Annotated in this window: 22 protein-coding genes; 14 read left to right on the top strand and 8 right to left on the bottom strand. The window is 68.0% G+C overall.

The genetic code is table 11. The features are described from left to right. Window positions 1-132 precede the first annotated feature (132 nt). Entirely contained in the window at window positions 133-324 is a 192-nt protein-coding gene (locus ACP7BI_RS02935) for a hypothetical protein (protein ID WP_425843623.1), read from the top strand. A 55-nt stretch (window positions 325-379) separates the two neighbouring features. Here the strand turns inward: ACP7BI_RS02935 and ACP7BI_RS02940 are convergent, their stop codons facing one another. Beyond that, complete coding sequence (locus tag ACP7BI_RS02940; protein ID WP_425843624.1) at window positions 380-1186, bottom strand: serine hydrolase; 807 nt, start codon at window positions 1184-1186, stop codon at window positions 380-382. A 263-nt stretch (window positions 1187-1449) separates the two neighbouring features. Between ACP7BI_RS02940 and ACP7BI_RS02945 the strand changes: the two genes are divergently transcribed. Beyond that, a complete protein-coding gene (locus ACP7BI_RS02945) occupies window positions 1450-2583 on the top strand; it encodes an FUSC family protein (RefSeq protein WP_425843626.1) in 1134 nt (377 codons plus the stop codon). 94 nt (window positions 2584-2677) lie between these two features. Here the strand turns inward: ACP7BI_RS02945 and ACP7BI_RS02950 are convergent, their stop codons facing one another. Next, entirely contained in the window at window positions 2678-4183 is a 1506-nt protein-coding gene (locus ACP7BI_RS02950; protein ID WP_425843628.1) for a lipase maturation factor family protein, read from the bottom strand. Between the two features lie 184 nt (window positions 4184-4367). Continuing rightward, complete coding sequence (locus ACP7BI_RS02955) at window positions 4368-5090, bottom strand: FadR/GntR family transcriptional regulator (protein WP_425843629.1); 723 nt, start codon at window positions 5088-5090, stop codon at window positions 4368-4370. A gap of 228 nt (window positions 5091-5318) precedes the next feature. On the opposite strand from ACP7BI_RS02955, the gene dctP reads away from it, so the two are divergent. From dctP to ACP7BI_RS02995, 8 genes are all read left to right on the top strand, one after another. Next, window positions 5319-6428 carry a TRAP transporter substrate-binding protein DctP gene (gene dctP, locus ACP7BI_RS02960; protein ID WP_425843631.1) on the top strand — a complete coding sequence of 370 codons (1110 nt, stop codon included), beginning with the start codon at window positions 5319-5321 and terminating at the stop codon, window positions 6426-6428. Window positions 6429-6534: 106 nt separating this feature from the next. After that, a complete protein-coding gene (locus ACP7BI_RS02965; protein ID WP_425843632.1) occupies window positions 6535-7881 on the top strand; it encodes a TRAP transporter large permease in 1347 nt (448 codons plus the stop codon). An 11-nt stretch (window positions 7882-7892) separates the two neighbouring features. Beyond that, window positions 7893-8435 (top strand): TRAP transporter small permease, encoded by a 543-nt coding sequence (locus ACP7BI_RS02970; protein ID WP_425843633.1) that lies wholly within the window; start codon window positions 7893-7895, stop codon window positions 8433-8435. Between the two features lie 14 nt (window positions 8436-8449). Next, entirely contained in the window at window positions 8450-9427 is a 978-nt protein-coding gene (locus ACP7BI_RS02975; RefSeq protein WP_425843634.1) for a thiamine pyrophosphate-dependent dehydrogenase E1 component subunit alpha, read from the top strand. 17 nt (window positions 9428-9444) lie between these two features. Then, window positions 9445-10434, top strand: coding sequence for an alpha-ketoacid dehydrogenase subunit beta (locus ACP7BI_RS02980; protein WP_425843635.1), 990 nt, complete (start codon window positions 9445-9447; stop codon window positions 10432-10434). Between the two features lie 34 nt (window positions 10435-10468). Further along, the gene (locus ACP7BI_RS02985; RefSeq protein WP_425843637.1) at window positions 10469-10693 is read left to right on the top strand and encodes a biotin/lipoyl-containing protein; all 225 of its coding nucleotides are present in this window, start codon (window positions 10469-10471) and stop codon (window positions 10691-10693) included. Window position 10694: 1 nt separating this feature from the next. Continuing rightward, the gene (locus ACP7BI_RS02990; protein WP_425843638.1) at window positions 10695-11651 is read left to right on the top strand and encodes an NAD-dependent epimerase/dehydratase family protein; all 957 of its coding nucleotides are present in this window, start codon (window positions 10695-10697) and stop codon (window positions 11649-11651) included. A gap of 35 nt (window positions 11652-11686) precedes the next feature. Next, a complete protein-coding gene (locus ACP7BI_RS02995; protein ID WP_425843640.1) occupies window positions 11687-12580 on the top strand; it encodes a quinone oxidoreductase family protein in 894 nt (297 codons plus the stop codon). Between the two features lie 55 nt (window positions 12581-12635). Here the strand turns inward: ACP7BI_RS02995 and ACP7BI_RS03000 are convergent, their stop codons facing one another. Next, window positions 12636-13874, bottom strand: coding sequence for a LacI family DNA-binding transcriptional regulator (locus ACP7BI_RS03000; RefSeq protein WP_425843641.1), 1239 nt, complete (start codon window positions 13872-13874; stop codon window positions 12636-12638). Here ACP7BI_RS03000 and ACP7BI_RS03005 point away from each other — a divergent pair. The 4 genes from ACP7BI_RS03005 to ACP7BI_RS03020 are packed head-to-tail and all read left to right on the top strand — an operon-like array spanning window position 13846 to window position 18424. Continuing rightward, complete coding sequence (locus ACP7BI_RS03005) at window positions 13846-14943, top strand: zinc-binding dehydrogenase (protein WP_425843642.1); 1098 nt, start codon at window positions 13846-13848, stop codon at window positions 14941-14943. The genes ACP7BI_RS03000 and ACP7BI_RS03005 overlap by 29 nt on opposite strands. 16 nt (window positions 14944-14959) lie before the next feature. Next, window positions 14960-16399 (top strand): aldehyde dehydrogenase family protein, encoded by a 1440-nt coding sequence (locus ACP7BI_RS03010; RefSeq protein WP_425843644.1) that lies wholly within the window; start codon window positions 14960-14962, stop codon window positions 16397-16399. Beyond that, window positions 16396-17226, top strand: a complete 831-nt coding sequence (locus ACP7BI_RS03015; RefSeq protein WP_425843646.1) for an HpcH/HpaI aldolase/citrate lyase family protein — start codon at window positions 16396-16398, stop codon at window positions 17224-17226. The genes ACP7BI_RS03010 and ACP7BI_RS03015 overlap by 4 nt, the downstream gene beginning before the upstream one ends. 13 nt (window positions 17227-17239) lie before the next feature. After that, a complete protein-coding gene (locus tag ACP7BI_RS03020; RefSeq protein ID WP_425843647.1) occupies window positions 17240-18424 on the top strand; it encodes a CaiB/BaiF CoA transferase family protein in 1185 nt (394 codons plus the stop codon). On the opposite strand, the gene ACP7BI_RS03025 is transcribed toward ACP7BI_RS03020, so the two are convergent. From ACP7BI_RS03025 to ACP7BI_RS03040, 4 genes are all read right to left on the bottom strand, one after another. Continuing rightward, window positions 18392-19150, bottom strand: coding sequence for an SDR family NAD(P)-dependent oxidoreductase (locus ACP7BI_RS03025; RefSeq protein WP_425843648.1), 759 nt, complete (start codon window positions 19148-19150; stop codon window positions 18392-18394). The two genes, ACP7BI_RS03020 and ACP7BI_RS03025, sit on opposite strands and share 33 nt — an antisense overlap. 42 nt (window positions 19151-19192) lie before the next feature. Further along, on the bottom strand, window positions 19193-20533 hold the full coding sequence (hisD, locus tag ACP7BI_RS03030) for a histidinol dehydrogenase (RefSeq protein ID WP_425843649.1): 1341 nt from the start codon (window positions 20531-20533) through the stop codon (window positions 19193-19195). Between the two features lie 51 nt (window positions 20534-20584). Beyond that, the gene (locus ACP7BI_RS03035) at window positions 20585-21610 is read right to left on the bottom strand and encodes a LacI family DNA-binding transcriptional regulator (protein WP_425843650.1); all 1026 of its coding nucleotides are present in this window, start codon (window positions 21608-21610) and stop codon (window positions 20585-20587) included. 224 nt (window positions 21611-21834) lie between these two features. Next, window positions 21835-23262 (bottom strand): phytoene desaturase family protein, encoded by a 1428-nt coding sequence (locus tag ACP7BI_RS03040; protein WP_425843651.1) that lies wholly within the window; start codon window positions 23260-23262, stop codon window positions 21835-21837. Window positions 23263-23582 lie beyond the last annotated feature (320 nt).

Genomic DNA, 23582 nt, shown 5'->3' on the forward strand with positions numbered 1-23582 from the left:
GCTCCCGCCGCACTCCGCGCATCCGCATTCATCAGTCGAGTGCATCGAGCGCGTCATTCTCACGCAATTCATCTTGCGCTATCTCACGCCCATCGACGGGGCGATATCGCCATGCCAGAAAGCAGAACCACCATGTCGAATTCGACGCTGGTGCTGCCGGCTCCTCGCCGGCTCGCACTGAACGCATCGCGCCACCTGGAGCGCTGGGCCCTCAAGCCGCAGCAGCTCGAGGAGCAGCGACGCGAGGCCGAGGCCTACGAGGCGGCACTCGCCGCTCGTGAGCAGTTCGCCCTCGACGCGCTCGCGCGCACCCTGCTGCGATGACCGCAGCCATAGCGGGGCCGTCCCTTCGGGGCCGGCCCCGCTTCTCGTTGCGGCGCTACTCCTCCGCCAACCGGCGCAGCTCGGCGCCGATCTCGCGCATCGACGTCAGCACCGCATCCGCCGCGCCCGTCTCCGGCGCCCAGTTCGCGAGCGCCGCGTAGGCGAACGTGCGCCGCGCGCCGAGCACGAGTCCGGTGTCGACTCGGACACCCGCATCCGTGCCGGTCTTGTTCACGATCCGAGGGCGCTCGGCGCCATGGCCGTGCGAGAGCGGATCCTTCGCGAACGCCGCGGCGACCATGCTCAGGTCGACCGAATGGCGGAGCCAGCCGAGCACTCGGTCGCTCACTGCCCCCGACCCGATCCTGCGAGCCGCGAGTCGCACCATGAGGTCTGCGAGACCGGTGGCGGATGCGGTCCCGAGCCGGGCGGGATGCTCCGGCGCCCTGTGGTCGCGCACGCGATCGTGCAGCCGCACGCCCTCGATGCCGAGCTCCGCGCGCACGCGCTCGACCGCATCCAGCCCGATCCGCTCGAGCAGCGCGTTGGTCGCGAGGTTGTCGCTCACCGATCCGACGAGCATCGCGGCGTCGCCTGCGGTGAGCGTCGGCTGGCTGAGGTGCTGCCACAGACCGGAGTCGCCGACCGGCTCGACGCTCGACCGGTCGAGCCGCTCGTCGAGGTCGAGATCGCCGCGCTCGGCGAGCGCTGCGCTCGCGACGAGCAGCAGCAGCTTCGGCGCCGACGCGGCTGAGAGCTCAAGGTCGGGCGAGCTCGAGAAGACGGTCTCGCCGGTCGCGGCGTCGCGCACGAGCACCGACCAGGTCGCGGCGTCGGTGAGGGGCGGATGCGTTGGGGTCATCGGGGGGAGTCTACGAAGCGGGGGTCGTCTCGATACGCCACCTGCGGTGGCTACTCGACGAACGGGTGGCGGTGGCTACTCGACGAACGGGTGGCGGTGGCTGCTCGACGAACGGGTGGCGGTGGCTGCTCGACGAACGGGTGGCGGTGGCAGCTCGACGAACGGGTGGCGGTGGCTGCTCGACGAACGGGTCGCGATGGCTGCTCGACGAACGGGTCGGCGATCGGCACGCCACTTCCAGTCGGTGGGGCTAGCGTGACCGCATGGCCCGGCCGTCGTCATCGTCCGCCGGCGCGCCTGAGAGCCGCAGCGCATCCGTCGCGCCGAAGGCCAAGCGCGCGCTCTACCGCTGGCTGCCGCCCGACCGCATCGCGATCGCCGTGCGCACCGCGCTCGCAGCGATGGTCGCGCTCGGCATCGGCTCGATCCTGCCCGGCGGCCTCTCGGACTACGCCTACGCCGCTCCGCTCGGCGCCTTCATCACTGTCGGCACCACCTTCTTCACCATCGCCCGCGCCGCGCTGCAGCAGGCGCTCGGGCTCGTGCTCGGCGCCGCGCTCGGCATGGCGATGCTGTGGATCGACATCCCCGCGCTCGCCAAGATCGGCATCATCGGCGCCGTCGGCGTCGTGCTGCAGGGCGCGGCGACGCTCGGCATCGGCGCGAGCGTCGTGCCGGTCGTCGCGGTGCTCGTCATCCTCTTCGGCGGGGCCGACCCCGACGGCTACGCGACCGGCTACGTCGGCCAGTTCACCCTCGGTCTCGTCGTCGGCGTCATCATCAACGCGCTCGCCCGGCCGCCGCTGTGGGATCGCGAGGCGCGCCGGCGCATCAACACCTCGGTGCTCGAGCTCGCCGATCGCTTCGACGAGCTCGCCGAGACGCTCCGCGGCGAGTGGCCGCCCGAGCGGGAGGACTGGGCCTCGTGGGGTCCCGAGCTCGAGGGGTGGGTGGATGCGCTCGCCGACGACGTGCGCGAGGCTCGCGAGAGCCGGCGGCTCAACCCGCGCGCCAAGCTGCGACCGCACGACGTCGAGCGCGACGCACGCGCCGTCGCGGCGCTGCGGGCGGTCGTGCATCGCTCGATCGACGTGCTCGACGCGCTCGCGGGCGCTGCGTGGGCGCAGCCGGTCGAGGTGAGCATCGACGAGGCCGAGCGGCAGCTCGCCGCCGACGCGGTCGAGGCGCTCGCGGCGCACCTGCGGGCGTGGGAGGAGCTCGACGGCGTCGAGCAGGCATCGGATGCGTCGGGCAAGGCCATCGACGCCCTCTACGAGGAGGCGGTCACCCGGGCTCGCCCGGAATCGGGCCTCGCCGCGGTCGTCTTCGCGCTGCGCGCGATCCGCAGCCGCATCGATCGCGAGGCCGCGTCGTCACCGCAAGTGCAGAACCCGTAGCCTCGATCCCGCCGCAGACGTGTGGTCATCGGCTCGCAAACGCGCGTGATGGACGCCGATCGCCACACATCTGGGATCGCTGCTCCGCATCGCGTCAGCGGTCGCCGGCGACCGCCGAGCCCCGCATCGGCGCGACGAGCAGCGAGCCGCCCTCCCGCATCCACACCTGGCCGGTCGCGCGCTTCTCCTCCCGCGTCGCGAACCGATAGCGGTAGACGCGAGCCCGCACCCACGCGGGGCGACGTCCGCCGAACGGATCGCGCGCGAGCAGCCGCAGGGTCGGCCGGTCGGCCTCCAGCAGGCGCACCAGCAGCATCCGGAACCACGGTCCGTGCGCACCGAGCGCGAGGAACCACATGAGCCAGTCGAGCCGCAGGTGGTACGGCGCGAACCAGCCCGGCACGCGCCGCACGTCGCCCGGCTTGCCCTTGAACTCGTACTCGACCCAGTCGCCGCCCTGCGGCTCGGCCTCGAGCGTGCCCTCGATGATGATCTCGTCGCGCTGCTTCGTGACGGTGCCGAATGCGCCGTAGGCGTTCGCGAGCCGCCACCGGTTGAACGACGCGTTCATGAGCTGGCTGCGCGAGAAGAGGTTGCGCACCGACGGGATCGACAGCCACGCGTAGCCGACGAGGAGGACGATGGTGAGGATGCCGAACCACACGGGCGTCGGCTCGTACTCGCCCGTCGACGGCCAGGCGGGCACGAGCCACGCGGTCACGCGATCGTCGACGGCCGCGAAGCCGAGCACGATCGTGATCCAGTTGAGCCACGCGAAGTTGCCGGTGATGACGAGCCAGCCCTGCGTGAGGATCATGATCGCGGCGGAGACCGTCGCGACGGCGGCGAAGGCGAGCGAGATGCTGGCGGCGGGTCCTTCCCGGCCGATCGCACCCGCGGCGGTGGCGCCGACGAACGCGACGGCGAGCACCCACGGCGCGAAGAGCTGCGCGACGTGGTTGCCGAGCACCTCGAGCTTGTGCCACCACGCGGGCGCGAGGTGCGCCCAGCGGCTGAGCGGCCCCGGCATCGGCTGGGTCTCGTGGTGGTACATGAGCGCCGTGAGATCGCGCCACTCGCTGCCGCCGCGCAGCTTGATCATGCCGGCGCCGAACTCGAGGCGGAAGACGAGCCAGACGATCAGCAGGAGCGTGAGCGCCGGGGGAGCGTGGTCGTCGGAACCGAGGAACGCGACGAGGAAGCCCGCTTCGCACAGCAGCAGCTCCCAGCCGAAGCCGTAGAACGTCTGCCCGATCGGGAGGATCGAGAGGTAGGCGATCCAGAGCGCGAGGAAGCCGAGCATCGGCGCCCACGGCGGGCCGGACTGCAGGAAGCCGGTGACCAGGGCGAGCGAGATTCCGATGCAGATGATGCAGAGGATGCGCAGCATGCGATCGGAGTAGTGCCACCGGAAGATGCTGGGCTGGCCCTCGAGACCGCCGGCGGCGATGTAGCGCGGGACGGGCTGCAGGCCGCGCTCGCCGAGCAGCGCGGGGAACTGGAGGAGCGTCGAGAGGAACGCGATCGCGAAGATCGCGGCGGTGCCGCGCTGCAGCACCTGCCTCGCGAGCTCGGCGTGCGGGGCGTCGAGCCACTCCATCGCTGACCTCCTCCCCGGCTGGTCGAATAGCCCGGCGCAGGCCTCCCGTCGGTCGAGTAGCGCGGCACAGCCGGGCGTATCGAGACCATCCGCGCCGCTCAGAAGCGGCGCTACCCCAGGACTACTCCGATGCTCTCGAAATCGCCTGAATCACCACTGCACGAGATCGCCGCATTCGCAGCGATCAGCCGCGAGCGCGAGCCTCGTCGGTCGTCGATCGTCGCGGAGCGGTGTTGTCGAACCACTCGAAGTGATAGTCGACTGCTGCTCGCGCGGCCGCGGCGTCGCGCGCGCTCACTGCCTCGTAGATGTTGAAGTGCACCTGCTGGATCTTCGTGGTCACCCCGGCCGAGGTCAACTGCGAGATGCGGTTCGTCCGTTCGGCGACTTCGTCGTTCAGCACCTGCGTGAAGACGTCTGTCAGCAGTTGCACCCCGCTGTCACCCGATGCGAGCAGCAAGGCCCGGTGGAAGTTCACGTCGACTGCGAACAGCTGGTCGCCGGTCAGCTCGTCGCCGAAGGCTTCCGCTGCCTTGGCGAGCTCGTCGAACTGTAGCTTGCTGCCGTGCAGGGCCGCGAGGCCTGCCGCCTCGCGTTCGAGGGCGATGCGAACGTGGTGGAACGTGCGCGCGCTGATGCCGCTCGCCGCGATACCGAGGGAGAGCAAGCTCGCCAGCGACGACGCGTTCAGCTCGGCGACGAAGGTGCCAGCCCCGTAGCGCCGCTCAAGGACTCCGATCGCCTCGAAGAGCTGCAACCGATCGCGAAGTGCGGTGCGAGAGACGCCGAGTGACTTGCTCAGATCTCGCTCGTTCGGGAGTCGCTCGCCGGGGCTCAACGATTGGATGGCGGCGAGGACGTGGCGTGTGAGGCTCTCTCTTTCGCCGTTCGGCGCATCGTCTTTCATCGATCGGACCTCTCGCGCATGCGTTGCACTGTAGTGGGCCTGGGCGACCCTGCAGCGCAGTCCAGCGCCTTCACCACTGGCCTGCGGGATTGCCTTGCGTTGCTGGTCAAGGTGGTAGTACCGTATCATGCAAGTGGTCGTACCGCAACAGCGCGGCGCGTCCGCAAGCACACTCCGACAAGGGGTGCTGCGTACCCGGAGCAGGTCCTTATGAACGAAGGAGTTCGTATGAAGCTGGCGACCCCAAGCGCTGCCCTCGCGGCAGTCGTCGCATTGTCATTGGTCGGATGCTCCGCGGGCGGGGCCGAAGCAAGCGACGGCGAGTCGCGCACGCTGACGATGGCGACCCCGATCTCGGAGCAGAGCGTTCAAGGGCAGAGCGTGGCCGCCTGGATCGAGGCGGTGGAGGAGGCGACCGACGGCTCCATCCAGATCGAGGTCCACTCCAGCGGCTCATTGCTCGCCGGAACTGACATCCTCCCCGGTCTCGTCGATGGCCGCGCCGACCTCGGCATGAGCTACTCGAACTACCACTCGACCGACCTGCCGTACTGGAACGTTGTCGCCTACCCCTTCGTCACGCCTTCGTGGCACGTGTTCGCGGAGACGTTCCAGCAGCTGGAGGACGAGTTCCCCGAGATCGAGCAGGCGTGGAGCGATTTCGGTGTTGTGCCCCTGGCGGACATCACGAACGGCGCAGCCGGCTCGGCGACGAGTGAGGAACTGGCGTCGTTCAGTGCGCTCAACGGCAAGCGATTCCGTGCCCCAGGTCTGATGGCGAGTGTCGCTGCTGAGGCCGGCGTGGAGTCCGTGTTCATGGAGCTCTCCGAGATGTACGAGGCACTGCAGCGAGGCGTGCTCGACGGGTGGATCGGGACGGAGTTCGGTGCCGCTGTCGCGCTCAACGTGCAGGAAGTGACGCCGCACTTCGTGGACTATGGAATCGGGCAATACTCGGGAGCGCGGATCTTCGCGAACCCGGAAGTGTGGGAGAGCCTGACGCCGGAGCAGCAGAGCGCGATCGAGACGGTGTCGGCGGACTATCCTTCCGCACTGATTCCCCTCGTCACCGAGATCGAGGCGGAAGCGTGCGACGCAGTGCTAGATGCCGGCGGTACCGTCACGATCGCGGACCAGGGCGACGCTGAATACCAAGCCTGGCGCGAGTCTGCGCTCGAGGTCGCGCGCGCAACGCTGGTGGAGAACGCGGAAGCTGCAGGCATCGCTCCAGCGGAGTACGAGGCGGTGATCGATCGCTACATCGAGCTGGCCGCAGAGACCTCGGCCTCGATCGGTGACGATTACGTCGATGGCCTTGCGCTCTGCGCTGAGCGCTAGCGATCGATCAGCAGCGGCCCGCTGACAGTGGGGGAGCCCGGTCGACCGACAGGGCTCTCCCGCTCGAAGCGAGCGAAGCAGCAAACTCACGGAGAGTCACGCAACCATGACTGCATCATTCGCGATCCTCATCGCAATCGCCGTCCTGATCCTTTTCCTCGTCATCAAGGCACCGATCTGGATCGCGCTCGCGCTCTCCGGCGCCGTTGGCCTCATCTTGATCGACGGCTTCGCCATCGCCATGACCTCGCTCGTGCAGGTTCCTCTGCAAGCGCTTGGCAAACCGACGCTCATCATCATCCCGCTGTTCATCTTGATGGGCATGTTCATCAAAGAATCGGGTCTGGTCGATCGCGCGTTCGCCGCGATCCAGGGGAGCAGGAGCCGGCTGCCCGGTGGGCTGGCCGTCACCACCATTGCCACGAGCGCGGCCTTCGGTGCCGTCGCGGGAACGAGTGCCGCAGTGGTCGGCTCGGTCGGGCGACTCTCCATCACGGAGATGGTCAAGAACGGCTACGACAAGGCGTATGCGTCCGGCACCGTCGCAGCTGCCGGCACCCTCGGGATCCTGATTCCTCCGAGCATCGTGCTCGTCGTCTACGGCCAGATCACTGAGGAATCGATCGGTGCGCTGCTGCTCGCCGGAGTGATCCCCGGTCTGATCTCTGCGATCGCGATGATGGTCTATGCGAGCGGGCGAGCGGTGCTCCAGCCGTCGATCGCCGGCGGCAACCAGCCGGCGGCGATCGACCCGAATGAGCCTCGCAAGAGCCGCGCGGAGCGCTTCCTGAACATTTGGGGGCTGATCTGGCGAGTGCTCGGAGTCTTCGGCGTCGTGATCGGCGGCATATACTCCGGTCTCTTCACGCCCACGGAGTCGGCCGCGATCGCGGTGTGCGTCGCCTTCGCCATCCTGCTCTGGGACCGCCGCAAGGACGGCGGCCGTGCCGTTCGAGGTGCGATCGGCCGCTCCTTCATGGAGGCAGGCGTCATGAGCGGCACCATCATGTCGCTGCTCCTCGGTTCGGCGATCTTCTCGGTCTTCGTTGTGCGATCGGGCATCCCACGCATCGTCACCGAATGGATGACGAGCCTCAACGTGCCGGTGATCATGATCGTCATCATCATCCTGTTGCTCCTCATTCCGCTCGGGATGTTCATCGACGGGCTGTCGATGATCCTCATCACCATGCCGATCTTGTTCCCCGTGCTCGATTCGCTCGGAGTGAACGGCATCTGGTTCGCGGTTCTGATGGTGAAGATGTGCGAGCTGGGGCTCATCACACCGCCTGTGGGACTCAATCTGTTCGTCACTGCGAGATCGGTTCGAGGTCTCGCTCCCGAGACAGTGCTCAGGGGCGTCTGGCCGTACTACGTCGTCGACATCGCCGTCGTCATCCTCCTCATACTGCTCCCGGGTCTCGTGACCTGGCTGCCTGACATCGCGAGATAGGAGCGAAGGTCATGCGATTCCTTCGAACGTCCCTCAGGTTGCTCGTGCGCATCATGATCGTGGTGAATGTCGTGCTCGTCGCCGCGACCACCATCCTGCTGCTGGGCGACGTGCTGCTCCGAAACATCGTCGGGCGACCGCTCCCCATGGTGTACGACCTGACTGAGCTCTTCGTGCTCGTCATCTCGTGTACTGCGCTCGTATGGCTCGACGGCGAGCGAGACCACATCGGGTTCTCGATCCTTGTGGATCGACTGAAGCCGACGTATCGGGTGTGGGTCGAGGTGTTCTGGCGCATCTGCTCCCTCCCCGTGCTCGCGATGCTCGCGGTCTCGGGAATCCAGCGCACCGTCATCTCATTCGAGACGAACGAGGCGCGCATGGGTCTGCTGGAGCTGCCGGTATGGCCCTCGAGACTTCTGCTGGCGATCGCGTTCACCGCGCTGACACTGCTGGCCCTCTTCTACATCTTGGATGCGATCTTCAACCGAAGGATCACCTCCATCGTCGACCGAGCGCAAGAGCTCGAAGCCGAAGGGACGATGCCCGGATGAGTACTGAGAAACCGATGACGCTGAACGGTCTCATCGAGCAATGCCAGCTCGAGGAGGTGCCGAACGAGTATGTCGCGATGCGATTGGTCCGCGCGTTCGAGGAGCGCGCGTACCAGGCGTACAACGGCGGCGAGGTGAAGGGGTCCATCCACTCTTCAGTCGGACATGAGGCGATTGCCGCAGCCGCCGGCAGGGCGTTCAAGGTGCAGGACTACATCGCGTGCACGCACCGAGGTCACGGTCACGCGATCACTCGTGGGACCGACGTCGGCCGGATGTTCGCCGAGCTGATGGGAAAGGAGTCCGGTACGTGCCGCGGTCGCGGGGGCTCGATGCACCTCACAGACAAGTCCGTCGGACTGATCGGTGCGAACGGCATCGTCGGCGCGAGCGTCGAACTCGCTGTAGGCGCCGCGATGTCCATCAAGACGCTCGGCGACAGGTCGGCCGTCGCCATCGCGTCCTTCGGAGACGGTGCGACCGCGCAGGGCTCGTTCCACGAAGGGATGAACCTAGCGTCCTTGTGGAAGCTGCCCGTCGTCTTCCTGTGCGAGAACAATCAGTACGCCGTGACGGCGCACGTCTCAGATGCGATCGCGGCCGCCAGCATCGTCGACTTCGCCGAGCCCTACAAGAACGTGGAGGGCATCGCTGTCGACGGGCGCGATTACGATGCCGTCGCCGAAGCCATGGTGTTCGCGCGGCAGCGAGCGGTGTCCGGAGGCGGGCCCGTCCTGATCGAGGCCAAGACGTACCGCTTCATGGGGCACTCTCGCGGCGACCCCGCGTTCGGCGCCTACCGTTCGAAGGAAGCACACCTTGCAGAGGTCGCGAACGACCCGATCGAGCGATTCATCATGGCCAGGCAGCTTCCCCAAGGCGAGATCGTCCGCGTGAACTCTGTGATCGCCGAGTTCATCGAACGAGCCATCGACTTCGGCCGCAGCGCAAGTGAGCCGGCCGCGGACTCTGCGCTCGAGTACGTGTACTGATGAGTGGAGAGCGTTCAATGGAGAAGATCCGCTATTCCCAAGCGATCGGCATGGCTATTGCCGACGAGATGCGCGACGATCCGACGGTCGTGGCCTACGGAGAAGACTTCACCCTGGGGTATGTGTGGCCCGTCAGTCGCGGCCTCATCGACGAGTTTGGTCCGGATCGGGTCTTCGATGTGCCGATCTCGGAGCGGCTGCACGTCGGCATGGCAGTTGGAGCCGCAATGACGGGTCTTCGGCCGGTGGTCGAGATGCAGTTCAGCGACTTCGCGATGCTGGCGATGGACGGCATCGTCAATCAAAGCGCCAAGATGCGGTTCATGAGCGGCGGCCAGTACACCGTGCCACTCGTGGTCAGGCTGCCGTACGGCCACCTGCGAAACTTCGCCGCGCAGCACTCGCAGTCCCTCTACAGCATGTTCTCCGGAGTGCCCGGCCTGCAGGTGCTGGCTCCCACGACGGTCGGGGAGGCGTACTCGCTCACGCGATACGCGATCGCCAGTGACGTCCCGACCCTGCTGTTCGAGCACAAGTCGCTGTATGGGCAGCGCGAAGAACTCGAGCTGGTGCGGGAGCGGCCGGACATGAGCGTCGCCCCGCTGGGCGAGTCGTATCGCTACGGGTCCGATCCTGAGATCGTCGTGATCGCGACCGGCTACATGAGCAAGATCGCGCGCGATGCCGCAACGAGGATGCAGGCCGACGGCGTCAGCGCGCTGGTCTACTCGCTGACGAACCTCAGCGCCCCTTCCTTCGCTTCGATCAGTGACGAGACCGCGCGAGCCGGGCGTGTGCTGATCGTCGATGAGGCGACAGAGCGTGACCCTTTCAGCGGATACCTCGCGTCCCTCATCTACCGAGAGCATGGCACCAAGCTCGCGGCGCGCGTCGCCGAGCTGAAGGTGCCCGATGCTCCCATTCCCTTCGCGCCGGCCCTCGAAGCAGCGGTGATCCCCAGCGCTGAGCGCGTGATGTCAGCGATGCGTTCGCTGCTCGCCGAGTAATACGAGGAAAGACAGGACTATGTCAAAGCATGAGTTGAAGCTGCCCGAGTTCGGACCGACCGGCGACGAGGCAGATCTGCTGTCATGGGAGGTCGAGCTCGGTGATCGCGTCGAGCTGGGCACCCCCCTGATCACGATCGAGACCGACAAGGCGACGCTGGAGGTGGAGTCGCCGGTCGCCGGCACTCTCGTCGAGCAGCGCGCCGAGGTCGGTGCGACGCTGGCCTCCGGCGACGTCTACGCCATCGTCGAGGCGTAGCATGCGGGTCCTGGTCATCGGCGGCGCCGGCTTCCTCGGGTCGTACGTGCTCCGCGAGCTGCAGGATGCAGGGAGCACCGTGTGCGTGTTCGACCAACAGACGCCGGCCGCTCCCGCAGCGAACGCGACGTATGTCACCGGCGACGTGCGGAACGCCGGCGACATGGCGCAGTGCTTCACGGACTTCCGCCCGGACGTGGTGGTGCACATGGCGGCCATCGTCAACCCGCGCGTCCTGCGCGAGCAGCCGATCCTCGCGTACGAGGTCAACACGACCTCGGTCGTGACCGCTCTCGACCTCGCGGTGAAGAGCGGTGCCTCGAGGTTCGTGTACGTGTCGTCGATCTCGGCCGTCGCTCCGTCGCCGTCGGAGCCGATCGGCGCAGACGCGCCCTTGGTGAACAGCCAGGGCGGAAGCACGCTCGCCTTCTACGGCACCTCGAAGGCTGCGGCGGAGTGCTGGGTGATGGGCTTCCGCGAGGTCTTCAATCTGGACGTCCGCATCGTCCGGCCCTCCGCGGTCTACGGGCCGGGGATGCAGTACGGCATGGGAATCCGAGACATGGTGGAGGGTGCCGTCGCGGGTGACCCGGTCTCGCTCACCGAGGGCACGCGAGTCCGTCGCGATTACACGCACGTGGCAGACGTCGCATCTCTCGTCGAGCGGTGCGCGCACGTCGACCTCGCGCCCGATGACGTCCGGATCTTCTACGGTGCGACGGGGCGGCTCCCCGTCGATCAGTTCGCGTTGCGCGATGTGCTGCTCGAGGTGATGCCCGAGGCCGACATCATGCTCGCCGACGTGATCACCGACCTCGAGGCACAGGAGAACAGTTTCCGCGGCGTACTTGACATCGTGCCAGCACGCGAACTGCTGGGATGGGAGCCGCAGCGACGCGAGCTCCGCGACGGGGTGGCGTCCTACATTGCTGCGGCGAGCGGACGAGCTGCCTCGTGAGAGCTGCCAGTCAATCTCGCCTCGGAGGCCCCGAGGTGCTGGAGATCGTCTCCAAGCGCAGCCCCGATCCGGCTGCCGGCGAGGTGCTCGTGCAGGTGCATCGGTCCTCGGTCAATCCCACGGACGTGAAGCACCGTCAGCTCGGCCGCTACCTCGGAACGCCGCCGTTCACCCTCGGCTGGGATGTGGCAGGCTACGTGGCGGGCATCGGCGAGGGCGTTGCTCACCTCATGCCCGGCGAACGGGTGTTCGGCATGCTGCCGTACCCGTATGGGGCAGGGGCCCACGCGGAGTACGTGACCGCGCCGAGCCGCTGCTTCGTCGCCTTGCCGGAGGTGGTCGACCTCGATCAAGCAGGCGTCGCGCCGCTCGTCGGCTTGACGGCCTATCAGGCGGCGCTCGAGATCGGTCAGCTGCGGCAGGGGCAGACAGTGCTGATCCACGGTGTGGGCGGGGCAGTCGGGGCCGCTGCTGCGCAGATCGCTCGGTCGTCGGGGGCTCATGTCGTCGGAGTAGCCAGCCGCTGCCATGAATGGCTCAGCGGCCTCGCCGATGAGCTGCTGGTACGCGATGGAGACGAGTGGCTGCAGCGCGTAGGCGCGGTCGACCTCGTGATCGATACCAGCGTCGCGGATGGGGGAGCGCCCGTCTTGGGAGCGATGCGCGCTGGCGCCCGCTACGTGTCCCTGCTGCCCGCGCGCACCGACCCCGCGGCGATCAGCGCTGCGCGGGCCCGTGGCGCGGACGCGCGCTCGATGCTCGTGAGCGCCGACCATGCGGGCATGCGACGAGTGGCGGAGATGATGGAGTCGACAGCGCTCAGCTTCACGATCGCGCGCGCGTTCAGTCTCGACGAGATCAGCGCCGCTCACTCCTACGCGGAGTCGCCGGAACGCGCCTTCGGACGAGTGCTGATCAGGGTCGCGTAGCGTCGGTCGACCCCCATGGATGGAGCCGCGCCACCGCGCGCTTGGCCCGACGGGCTCAAGGGGCGAAGGGCGCCGAGCCACGGATGATCAGCTCTGGAGCGAGTGTCACCACCTCAGCCGCCCGGCTCGGCTCGTCCAAGCGTTGGAGCAAGAGCCGCGTCGCCTCCTGGGCGAGTCGGTTCATGTCGATCCCGACCGTGGTCAGGTCGAAGGAATGCCAGCTGGACATCTGGACGTCATCGAAGCCGGCGACCCAGAGACCGTTCGGCATGGCACGGCCTAGGCTCCGTGCAGCATCCAGGGCGCCGAACGCGAGGATGTCGTTGCTGCAGACGACGGAGTCGATGGAGGGATCCGTCTGCAGCAGCCGTTGCATGGACTCGAAGCCGAAGCCGTACGAGTACCTTCCGAGCACGATCCGGTGCTCGACCACCGGCAGGCCGTGCGCACGCAGCGCGGCCGTGAAACCCTCGAGCCGGTCGCTTGATGTACTGGCGGTGGGCGCTCCGCCGACGAATGCCGGCCGCGTGCGACCGTGATCGAGCAGCCGTCGTGTCAGCAGCTCACTGCCGCGGACGTTGTCGCTGACGACGGCGTCGACATCGAGCTCCGGTGCCTTCCGATTGAGGAGCACCACCGGACTCCCGAGTTCGAGCGCCTCACGCAGCTCCGGTAGACCCGGAGTGATCGACGTGAAGATGACTCCGTCGACCGACCTGGAGCGGATGGCGCGCAGTGCCGCGCTCTCGCCGCCGGATGCGCCCGTGGCGCCGTCGGTTACCCAGACGCTCATGCGAAGCCCACGGCTGCTCAGTGAGTTGTCGAGCTTCTCCAGGACCTCCGGGTAGTACGGGTTGCTGAGGTCGGCGACGACGACACCGACGTTCCCTGACCGGCTGGTCTTCATCGCACGCGCGCGGACGTCGGGGACGTAACCGCTCGCTTGGATCGCGGCAAGCACTCGACGCTTCGTCGTGCTCGTCACCGCGGGACTGTCCGAGAGCACCCTCGACACCGTGGCCTGCGAGACGCCTGCGAGCTTCGCGACGTCGCGACTCGTGACCATCCCGCCTCCTCCGCCCGGCCGTCGGCGAATTCTTGCATACACCTCCGCTGATGGGCGGGATAGCGACATCGCGAGAGCACGATTGACTACGTATACATTCCGTGACAACATCGAGCTGGGAGCCGAGCCGCAGAGCAACCCTGCGTGCCATGCGCATCCGCAAGCGTTCAACGACGAGCCACACAAGGAGCGACCTCTCGTGACAGAGACAGGCCTGATCGCGGTCATCACCGAGCCCGGAGCGATGGAGCAGCGCGAGTACGAGATCCCCGATCCGGTAGCCGGCGGGATGATCCTTAAGATGATCCGGGCGAACGTGTGCGGTTCGGACGTCGCCATCCTGAACGGCCGTCACCCGCACATCAACGTCGGCAGCTGCATGGGCCACGAAGGCATCGGCATCGTTCATGCGCTCGGTGCGGGTGTGACCGTCGACTTCGCCGGGAACCCGCTTCGTGTCGGCGACCGCGTCGTGGCCGCATACTTCCAGGCGTGCCGCCGATGCAAGGCATGCAACTCGGGTCACTGGAACCTGTGCACCAACGGGTTCGAGGGCTGGAGCAAGAAGGCCGAGGAACCACCGCACTTCCATGGGACGTATGGCACTCACTGGGCGATCGGTCCGAACCAGTACGTCTACAAGGTGCCGGACAACGTCTCCAGTCGCGCCGCTTCGTCGGCCAACTGCGCACTGTCGCAAGTGACCTTCGGGATCGAGCTGGCCGAGGTGACGAGCGGCCAGGACGTGCTGGTCATGGGCGCTGGTGGACTCGGCGTGTGCGCTTCGGCAGTCGCGAACAAGCGCGGCGCCACGGTGCACATCGCGGAGATGGTGGCGACCCGACTGCCGAAGGCGGTCGAGTTCGGCGCCCACAACACGATCGACCTGTCGCAGCCGGGCGACGGTGCAGGCCGAGTCGAGCTGCTCCGCGAGCGGACCGGCGGGGGAGCAGACGTGGTCATCGACCTCACGGGCGTCCCGTCCGCCTTCTGGGAGGGCGTGCAGGCAGTTCGACCCGGCGGGATCTTCATCTCGATCGGCAGCATCAGCCCGGGCCGCTTCACCGAATTCGACCCCGGGTACTTCACTCGCAGCGGCGTCCAGATGCGCGCCGCTCTTCGGTATCCGCAACCGGTGCTCGGCCGCGCGATCGACTTCATCTCTCGCACCGCGGAGCTGCCCTGGGAAACCCTCGTCGACCGCGAGTACACCTTCGACAACGCACAGCAGGGCGTCGACGATGTCGCCGCCCGTTCCATCACCCGAGGCGGCATCGTCTTCGATGCAGCCGCCTGACGAGAGCGAGAGACGCATGGCAATCCAGACACCTTGCTTCATCGACGGGGCAGACGTCACGACCGATCGAAGCTACGACAACATCGATCCCTCCACCGGAGGGCTGATCGGTGCCGTATCGCTCGGAGGCCGTGCGGAGATATCGAGAGCTGCTCGCGCGGCTCGCACAGCGCAGCCGGCCTGGAACGCGTTGTCGCCACAACGACGCGCGGACGTGCTCGATGAGATCTCCCGTCGGATACTCGGCAATGTCGACGAGCTGAGCAGGCTCGAGAGCGAGGACACCGGCAAGCCGATCAGCCAGGCCGTCAACGACGTGCGCGTCTGCGCGCGGTACTTCCAGTTCTACTCGCGGACGATCGAGTCGTTCTACGGAGCGACGATCCCGATGGGCGAAGGGTTCGAGGTCTTCACCAGCAACGAGCCCTACGGAGTGATCGGCCACATCCTGGCATGGAACTACCCGATGCAGCTGTTCGCGCGCGCTGTGGCCCCCGCGATCGCGACCGGCAACGGGGTCGTCGTGAAGCCTGCAGACGAGACACCGCGCACCGCGGTGCGGATCGCGCAGCTTGCTCTCGAGGCCGGGCTGCCCGCGGGGATCCTCAATGTCGTCACCGGGACGGGCGCGGAGACCGGTGCCGCGCTCTCCAGCTCGCCCGACGTGGACCAGATCGGCTTCGTCGGCTCTACCGAGGTCGGCAGGCTCATCGCGGCCTCCGCGGCCGAGCAGCTGGTGCCCGCGGTGCTCGAGCTCGGCGGCAAGTCGCCGCACATCGTGTTCGCCGACGCCGATCTCGACGAGGTGGTGCCGACCGTCGTCAAGACGATCATCCAGAATGCGGGACAGACCTGCTCGGCCGGCTCACGCCTCCTCGTGGATCGCCGGATCCACCACGAGCTCGTCGCTCGAGTCAGCGCCTCGATGGAGCAGGTCACCATCGGTCGCGGCATCGACGATCCGGAGCTCGGTCCACTGATCTCCACCAAGCAGCTCGGTCGGGTCGAAGACTACGTCAATGGGGCCTCCGGCACCGTCGTGACCGGAGGCAGCCGGCTCGAAACCGAGTTCGGCGGCTCCTACTTCGCACCGACGCTGATCGACGGCGTCGACCCGCTCTCCAAGATCGCGCAGGAAGAGGTGTTCGGACCTGTCCTCGTCGCGATGGACTTCGGCCAGGAGACGGAAGCGATCGAGAAGGCGAACGCGACCGACTACGGCCTCATCGCTGCAGTGTGGACGGCGGACATCGACCGTGCTTTCCGCGTCTCGCGCGCGCTGCGTGTCGGACAGGTCTTCGTCAACAACTTCGGGGCGAGCGGTGGTGTCGAGCTGCCCTTCGGTGGGGTGAAGAAGTCGGGCTATGGCCGTGAGAAGGGCGTCGAGGCGCTGCTCGCGACGACACAGACGAAGGCCACGGTCGTCAAGGTGGCGCGCTCCACCTCATCGCCGTGAGGGACGTCACGAGCGCCCTGTTCGTGCCGGGGACGAGGCCGGACCGCTTCGAGAAGGCCCTCGCCTCTGGCGCCGACATGGCGATCCTCGATCTCGAGGACGCAGTGCCGGCCGCGGACAAGGAAGCGGCTCGGATGCTGGTCGAGGAATGGGTGAGCAGTCGCCCGGAGCACGCGGCACGAGCGATGCTCCGTATCAATGTCGACGATGCGGATGTCCTCGAGCGGGATCTGGATCTCGTCCACCGGCTCGGAGCCCGTGGGCTCGGTGCCGTGCTCGTGCCGAAGACGGAGTCGAAGGCGCTGGTCGAGGAAGTCGCTCAGCGCGTCGCGCCTCCGGTGCGCATCATCGCGCTGGTGGAGACGGCGCTCGGCGTGCAGCGGCTTGCCGAGTTCGCCGACCATCCGCGCCTCGAGCGGTTGGCGTTCGGCGCGGCTGACTTCGCAGCCGACCTCGGATCATCGACCTCGGACCGAGCCATGCTCTTCGCTCGGTCCAGCATCGTCACGGCGTCAGCGGCGGCGCGCCTTGCGCCGGCGCTCGACTCGCCATGGTTCGGCATCGGCGACGCGGACGCAGCTCGCCGCCACGCCGCGGATGGCCGTGACCTGGGGTTCGGCGGGTCGCTGTGCATCCATCCCGCGCAGGTGCCGCACATCCGGTCGGGATACGCGCCGACGCCGGAGGAGACCGACTGGGCGCGGCAGGTGCTGGCGGCGGACAGCTCGGACGGCGCGACGCGCGTCGGGAACGACATGGTGGACGCGCCGGTGCGTCGACGGGCACAAGACATCCTTCGGCGGAGCTCCACCTCCGCCAGGAGCTGACACGGAGGACGGCATGAGGCCACTGGACGGCATCACGGTCGTGTCCATCGAGCAGGCGGTCGCGGCCCCACTCGCGACCCGTCACCTTTCCGACCTGGGTGCGAGAGTCATGAAGGTCGAGCGGCCGAGCGGCGACTTCGCGCGCCAGTACGACGGGTCTGTCATGGGGCAGTCCAGCTACTTCGTCTGGCTCAACCGCAACAAGGAGAGCGTCGTCCTCGATCTCAAGGAGCCGCAGGACCGTGCGGTGCTCCAGAGCATGGTCCGCGACGCCGATGTCTTCGTCCAGAACCTCGCGCCGGGGGCGGTCGAGCGGCTCGGCTTCGGTTATGAGGCCGTCGAGCGGCTCAACGCTCGCATCGTCTACCTCTCGATCAGCGGCTACGGCACGGTCGGCCCGTACAAGGACAAGAAGGCCTACGACCTGTTGGCCGCATGCGAGGCGGGGCTGCTCAGCATCACTGGCAGCGCGAGCGAGCCTGCTCGGGTGGGCATCTCCGTGGCTGACATCGCGACCGGGATGTACGCATACAGCGGCATCCTCGCAGCGTTGATCCAGCGTGGTCGCACAGGTCGGGGGGATCATCTGCACGTGTCGCTCCTAGATGCGCTGGGCGAGTGGATGGCTCAGCCCTACCTCTACAGCCACTACTCCGGTCGGCCGATCGAGCGGGCAGGCGCGAGTCACGTGACGCTGGCGCCATACGGGCCGGCCGCCACGAGCGACGGCACCGTGTTCTTCAGCGTGCAGAACCAGGGTGAGTGGGAGCGGTTCTGCGAAACGGTGCTGCGGGACCGCGCGCTGACCGCGCACCCCGACTTCGCGACGAACGATCGACGCGTCCAGCATCGCGCGCTGCTGCAGGCGAGGATCGAAGCGGTGCTCGGCGACCTCTCGACCGTCGACGCGATCGATCGGCTCGAGCAGGCCGGCATCGCCAACGCCATCCTTCGCTCGATGGCTGAGTTCGCTGCGCACCCGCAGCTCGAGGCGCGCGATCGCTGGCAGCAAGTTCAGACCGAACAGGGCGATGTGCGCGTGCTGAAGTCGCCGGTCGAGGCGAGGTCCTTCGAGTATCGCTATGACCCCGTGCCGTGGTTGGGTCAGCACAGCGAGGCGATCCGGGATGAATTCCTCCGCCGGCGTCCCCGCCGGCCCGGCGGCTCAGTGGATGGTGTAGCCGCCGTCGGCGACTAGCACGTGCCCGGTAATCAACGCGGCCTGATCGCTCAGCAGGAACGCGACCGCCTCGGCGACCTCCTGCGCAGTGCCGAATCGACCGAGCGGGATGCGCCCGAGCAGTCGCTCAGCGACCTCCGGTCGCGCGAGCGTGGACGCGGTCAGCTCCGTCGGTACGAATGTCGGGGCGAGGGCATTCACTCGGATGCCGTACTGCCCCCACTCGAACGCGAGCTGACGGGTCAGCTGCGCCACGGCGGCCTTGCTCGAGCCATAGCCCGCGCGGTCCTCGATCGCGACGATCCCGGCTTGTGAGCCGACGGTCACGACGGCGCCGGCCCGGTTCTCAGCAACCCAGTGTCGAGCCAAGGTTTGCGTGACGAAGAACGTGCCCTTCACGTTGAGGCTGTGGACCGCATCCCAGTCCGCCTCGGTCACCTCCAGAGCGGGCTGAGGCACATTGACCCCCGCGTTGTTCACCAAGAGGTCGATGCGGCCGACTCGCTCCAGAGCCCGCTGGATCGTCGGCGCGATGGAAGCGGTGTCCGTCGCGTCGAGCACAACCGCGGGGCTGCCGTACCGCTCTGCGATGCGCTGCGCCTCCTCCAGGGACCTGCTGGTGCCGAGCACGGTGGCTCCCTCGGCCGCCAGCGTGTCGGCGATCGACTCGCCAAGACCCCTACCGGCTCCCGTGACCAGCGCGATGCGCCCGGAGAAGCGACCGGCGGCATCCTTCTGCTCCATCCTCAACTCTCTGTCCGCGGAACCGGGACGGCGTGATGCCCGTCAGCGCTCGAAGGTGTGTCGCGTCCAGGGCAGCTCGGCGCCGCCGTACTTCGCGGCGCGGATATCGCCTGAGCGCGCGTGGCCCTCGAAGCGCTCCACTCTGGAGGCTCGACCGCAGAGCTCGCCGAGCATCGCGCTGGAGCGCTCGTCGACGACCTCCTGGTACGTGACCGTGCGCAGGTACTTGCCGACCCACAGACCGCCGGTGTAGCGCGCCGCGCCGCGCGTCGGCAGCACATGGTTCGTGCCGATCACCTTGTCGCCGTAGGAGACGCAGGTGCCTTCGCCGAGGAAGAGCGCTCCGTAGTCGTGCATCTTCTCCAATGCTTCGCGCGGGCGCGCCGTGAGGATCTGCACGTGCTCGAACGCGTATGCGTCCGCGAGCGCGTACGCGTCGTCGAGGGTGGCCACGACATGCACGGTGCCCCAGTCCCGCCATGCCGCCTCGGCATAGTCGCGCGTCGACATGCCGGGTAGCAGCTCGTCGATGTACTCGATCGTGCGGCGCCCGAGCTGCTCGGAGGTCGTGATGAGGACCGCGGGGGAGTCGGGGCCGTGCTCCGCCTGCGACAGCAGGTCGACCGCGACGACGAAGGGGTCAGCGTGCTCGTCGGCGACGATGAGCACCTCGGTCGGGCCGGCGAAGAGATCGATGCCGACCTCGCCGAACAGCTGGCGCTTGGCCTCCGCGACGAACGCGTTCCCGGGTCCAGCCAGCATGTTGACCGGGGCGATGGTCTCGGTCCCGATCGCCATGGCGGCGACAGCCTGGATGCCTCCGAGCAGGTAGATCTCGTCGGCTCCGGCGAGGCGCATGGCTGCGACAGTGGCGTCCGGCACTTCCCCCTGGATGAGCGGCGTGCAGGCGGCGACGCGCTCCACGCCCGCGACCTTCGCGGTGATGATCGTCATGTGCGCGCTCGCGAGCAGCGGGTACTTGCCGCCAGGGACGTAGGCGCCGGCGGCTTGCACCGGCACGTGCTTCTGCCCGAGCAGCACGCCGGCCAGCGTCTCCATCTCGAAGTCGGCCAGCGAGTCGAGCTGTCGCTGCGCCATGCGTCGCACCTGCTCCTGGGCGAATCGGATATCGTCGAGCACCTGCCGAGGCACCCGCCCGACGATCTCGTCCAGCTCACGCTCGCTGAGGAGAAAGGTCTCCGGTGCGTGGTCGTCGAACTTCTTGGAGTACTCGCGCACCGCTTCGTCACCGCGCTCGCGGACGTCGGCGATCACGCTCTCGACGACCTGGCGGACATCCGCCGTGCTGCCGCGCTCGCGGGCGTCTCCTGAGGGCGACTTGAGATCGATTGTCTCGATCGCTCGCGTCCTGGCTGTCATCATCCCGCAACTCCTTCCCCGTTGCGGTCAGCCTGCCGTGCATACGTATGAAACTCAACGCCTCGGAGGGACCCTTGGTGGGGCGTGGGTATCTCGCGCGACGAGCTCGACATCGATCACCTGCGAGCCTGCCGACTCGCGTCCGCGGATGAGGCGCGCAAGGAGCTCGACTGCGCGTGCAGCGAGGAGATTGAGGTCGCATCGAATCGTCGTCATCGAGAAGACGTCCCACGCCGCCATGGGGATGTCGTCGAAGCCGATGACGGTGAGGTCTTCCGGCACCGCTAGCCCGAGCGAGGCCGCGGCGTTCAGCGCGCCTAGCCCGAGGTCGTCGTTCGCGCAGACTACGGCTGTGGGGCGGTCGCGGAGACGGAGCAGGTCGAGTGCAGCAGCTCGACCCGCCACGGTGCTGTAAGGAACACGCCGCGTCATCCGCTCCGGGATCCAGAGTCCTGCAGCATCGAGTCGCAATCGGAGTCCCCGCTCGCGAGCTGCACTCGTGGAGTACCTGTCGGGTCCGTTGATCAACGCGATACGCGTGTGACCGAGCTCGATCAGCAGCTCGGCGATGAGTGTGCTGCCTTTGAGGTTGTCGAACGTGCAGCTCAACTGGTCGACATCGTCCGTCGAGCGGTTCACCATGATGCAGGGGACGCCCGCTTCCTCGAGCGTGCGCGACAGGGTTGACGTGCGGGCTGCTGTCGTGATGACGACGCCGTCGTAGGAGCCGTCCGCCAGCGTTGCCACGGTGAGCGCGTCGTCCTCGCGGTCGGCGAGGAGCACCGTCTGGTAGCCGAGGTCGGCAAGCCGAGCGCGCAGTGCCTCGATGAGCAGTGGGTGGTACGGATTGGTGAGCGACTCCGAAACTATGGCGATCCGTCGCGTCACACGTGTCGAGAGAGAACGCCCTGACTCGAGTGGTACGTAGCGCAGCTCCGCAGCGGCTCGTGCCACCTTCGCTCGCGTCGCGGGTGTGATGCTGGGAAGGTCGCGGAGCGCACGCGAGACCGTCGACTGCGAAACCCCGGCGAGACGGGCGACGTCGAAGCTGGTGATCCGTCGACTCATGGTGCCCAGCATGCCGCAGCGATGAATGCGTATGCGCCCAGGGCCAGCGCGCGGATCTGCTGGTGCCCGGCGAATCACGCCATCCGGGTTGCCGGCATGGAGGACCTTGATCTCGCGCATCCCCCGCGTCAGCAGCTCCTGGCGCTCACCCTGCCGCTCGCGGTTGGAGGAGAGGGACGGCACGCAGCCGTAGAGAGACCATTCTTTGAGCGCGCGGTGCGCTGCTCAAGCCGCCGCTAGCCGGCGTGCACGCCGATCTCCTTGAGCGCCGCGTGCGCCGCGTGCCATCCGCTCATGCCGTGCACGCCGCCGCCCGGCGGCACCGACGACGAGCACAGGAAGATCCGGCCCGGCATCGGCACGCGGTACGGGTTCGCGAGCACCGGCCGCGCGAGCTGCTGCGTGCCGGCGAGCGTGCCGCCACCGATCGAGCCGCCGACGAGGTTCGGGTTCCACAGCTCGAGCGCCGCGGGCGTCATCGGCCGCCGCTCGAGGATGCGGTCGCGGAAGCCGGGAGCGAAGCGCTCGATCTGCGCCTCGATGGCATCGGATGCGTCCCCGGGCCACCCGTGCGGCACGTGCGCGTAGGCCCACAGCGTGTGCCGCCCCGCGGGCGCTCGCTCGGGATCGGCGACGCTCGGCTGCGTCGCGAGCACGAACGGCTGCTCCGGCATGCGGCCGAGCGCGACCTCGCGCTCGGCGTGGGCGATCTCGGCGAGCGTGCCGCTCAGGTGCACGGTGCCGGCGCGGCCGACGCGCTCGTCCTCCCACGGCACCGGTCCGTCGAGCAGCAGGTCGAGCTTCGAGACCGCCGGGCCGTACTTCCAGGTCTCCATCCGCTTCGCGTAGAGCCCCTCGATGCGGCCGTGCGCGACGCGCAGCAGCTGCCGCGGCGTGAGGTCGAGCAGCACGAGGTCGGCAGGCGGCAGGTCGCGCAGGTCGGTGACGTCGACGCCGGTCTCGATCCGGCCGTCGTGTGCCTCGATGACGCGGCCCAGGGCATCCGCGATCGATTGCGACCCGCCCCTGGCGAACGGCCACCCCGCGGAGTGACCGACGCCGCCGAACGCGACGCCGAACGCGCTCGTGAGCGGATGCCCGAGCGGCAGCGTCGCGTGCGTCACCGATCCCGCGAAGAGGGCTTGCGCGGCGCCCGAGCGGAAGACCGAGCGGGCGAGCAGCGTCGCCGGCCACGCGCCGCGCAACCCGAAGCGCGCGAGCAGCACCGGGTCCTTCGGCCACCGCAGCAGCGGCCCGAGGATCGCCTCGGCGGTCGCATTCGGATCCTCGGTCGCCGGCGCGTGCAGTCGCAGCCACGCCTTCGCGTCGACGCCGAGCTCGCGCGCGGTCTGCTCAGCGTCGCGATGCAGGATCGCGGCTCGTCCGCCCGGCAGTGGGTGCGCCATCGGGTAGTCGGCGTGCACCCACTCGAGCCCGTGCTGCTCGAGCCCGAGCGAACGGAAGGCGGGACTCGTGACGCCGAACGGGTGCCCCGATGCGCCCGGGTCGATGATCGCCTGGTCGCCGAACGCCGGGATCGACGCGCTCGCCCCGCCGATCGTCTCGTTCCGCTCGAGCACCGTGACCTCGAGCCCGGCGCGCGCGAGCACCGCGGCGGCGGTCAGGCCGTTCGGCCCCGCGCCGACGACGACAGCGCTGGTCATGCGGCCTCCCGAGATCGTGGCGGGCGGATGCGTCGGCCCGGCCGGGCACGTCGCAAGCCTTGCGCGGGCAGGCTACGCCCACAACCCGCACGCAGGCTCAGCCCGCCGTCACTCTGATCGAGCGCTGCTGCGCTCCCGGTCACGCGCCGGACGCATCCTCACAGCTGGCAACGACTGAAGCCGCGAGAAATCACGCGAGGTGGCAACGAGGATGTCCTGTCGCAGTCACGTCAGGACGCCTTCTTCGGCTGCTCCCTCACGATCATGCGGCCCTGCGGCTTTGAGCTCGACACGAACTTGCCGGTCACAGCGCTCTTCTG

It is taken from the genome of Agrococcus sp. TSP3-2-1, assembly GCF_049897585.1.
Lineage (GTDB): Bacteria > Actinomycetota > Actinomycetes > Actinomycetales > Microbacteriaceae > Agrococcus.

What these genes read in the sequence shown, in the direction of transcription:
- ACP7BI_RS02935 (WP_425843623.1), top strand. Translation starts at nt 133, where the DNA reads ATGTCGAATTCGACGCTGGTGCTGCCGGCTCCTCGCCGGCTCGCACTG.
- ACP7BI_RS02940 (WP_425843624.1), bottom strand. Translation starts at nt 1,186, where the DNA reads ATGACCCCAACGCATCCGCCCCTCACCGACGCCGCGACCTGGTCGGTG.
- ACP7BI_RS02945 (WP_425843626.1), top strand. Translation starts at nt 1,450, where the DNA reads ATGGCCCGGCCGTCGTCATCGTCCGCCGGCGCGCCTGAGAGCCGCAGC.
- ACP7BI_RS02950 (WP_425843628.1), bottom strand. Translation starts at nt 4,183, where the DNA reads ATGGAGTGGCTCGACGCCCCGCACGCCGAGCTCGCGAGGCAGGTGCTG.
- ACP7BI_RS02955 (WP_425843629.1), bottom strand. Translation starts at nt 5,090, where the DNA reads ATGAAAGACGATGCGCCGAACGGCGAAAGAGAGAGCCTCACACGCCAC.
- dctP (WP_425843631.1), top strand. Translation starts at nt 5,319, where the DNA reads ATGAAGCTGGCGACCCCAAGCGCTGCCCTCGCGGCAGTCGTCGCATTG.
- ACP7BI_RS02965 (WP_425843632.1), top strand. Translation starts at nt 6,535, where the DNA reads ATGACTGCATCATTCGCGATCCTCATCGCAATCGCCGTCCTGATCCTT.
- ACP7BI_RS02970 (WP_425843633.1), top strand. Translation starts at nt 7,893, where the DNA reads ATGCGATTCCTTCGAACGTCCCTCAGGTTGCTCGTGCGCATCATGATC.
- ACP7BI_RS02975 (WP_425843634.1), top strand. Translation starts at nt 8,450, where the DNA reads ATGACGCTGAACGGTCTCATCGAGCAATGCCAGCTCGAGGAGGTGCCG.
- ACP7BI_RS02980 (WP_425843635.1), top strand. Translation starts at nt 9,445, where the DNA reads ATGGAGAAGATCCGCTATTCCCAAGCGATCGGCATGGCTATTGCCGAC.
- ACP7BI_RS02990 (WP_425843638.1), top strand. Translation starts at nt 10,695, where the DNA reads ATGCGGGTCCTGGTCATCGGCGGCGCCGGCTTCCTCGGGTCGTACGTG.
- ACP7BI_RS03000 (WP_425843641.1), bottom strand. Translation starts at nt 13,874, where the DNA reads ATGACCGCGATCAGGCCTGTCTCTGTCACGAGAGGTCGCTCCTTGTGT.
- ACP7BI_RS03010 (WP_425843644.1), top strand. Translation starts at nt 14,960, where the DNA reads ATGGCAATCCAGACACCTTGCTTCATCGACGGGGCAGACGTCACGACC.
- ACP7BI_RS03020 (WP_425843647.1), top strand. Translation starts at nt 17,240, where the DNA reads ATGAGGCCACTGGACGGCATCACGGTCGTGTCCATCGAGCAGGCGGTC.
- ACP7BI_RS03025 (WP_425843648.1), bottom strand. Translation starts at nt 19,150, where the DNA reads ATGGAGCAGAAGGATGCCGCCGGTCGCTTCTCCGGGCGCATCGCGCTG.
- hisD (WP_425843649.1), bottom strand. Translation starts at nt 20,533, where the DNA reads ATGATGACAGCCAGGACGCGAGCGATCGAGACAATCGATCTCAAGTCG.
- ACP7BI_RS03035 (WP_425843650.1), bottom strand. Translation starts at nt 21,610, where the DNA reads ATGCTGGGCACCATGAGTCGACGGATCACCAGCTTCGACGTCGCCCGT.
- ACP7BI_RS03040 (WP_425843651.1), bottom strand. Translation starts at nt 23,262, where the DNA reads ATGACCAGCGCTGTCGTCGTCGGCGCGGGGCCGAACGGCCTGACCGCC.